Origin of the sequence: Porphyromonas sp. HMSC077F02 (assembly GCF_001815465.1) — a bacterium.
In the GTDB taxonomy this organism is placed as follows: Bacteria; Bacteroidota; Bacteroidia; order Bacteroidales; family Porphyromonadaceae; genus Porphyromonas_A; species Porphyromonas_A somerae.
Genome location: NZ_KV820630.1, coordinates 185,017 through 185,371, shown reverse-complemented (window position 1 = coordinate 185,371; position 355 = coordinate 185,017). Strand labels below are relative to the sequence as shown.

Annotated in this window: 1 CRISPR repeat array. The window is 37.2% G+C overall.

Going from position 1 to position 355, the window contains the following annotated elements:
• Position 1: 1 nt before the first annotated feature.
• Positions 2 to 355: a CRISPR direct-repeat array (repeat unit 27 nt; unit sequence ATCTCATTCCCTAAAGTAATCAATCCA).

Sequence of the window (355 nt, the reverse complement as noted above, 5' to 3'; positions counted from 1 at the left end):
TATCTCATTCCCTAAAGTAATCAATCCACAACCGATAGGTTAATTGAGTTCTTTAACAAGTGTTGTATCTCATTCCCTAAAGTAATCAATCCACAACAGCGTAAAGACACCTTCGGTTACAATGAGAGTTGTATCTCATTCCCTAAAGTAATCAATCCACAACAGGCGACTGTTTAACACCAAACATTGGGTGTTGTATCTCATTCCCTAAAGTAATCAATCCACAACTAACTTCGTGAAACGTAAAGAGCAGGAAGGTTGTATCTCATTCCCTAAAGTAATCAATCCACAACCCTTTTCTAGAGTTTCATTAAATCGGTCGTGTTGTATCTCATTCCCTAAAGTAATCAATCCA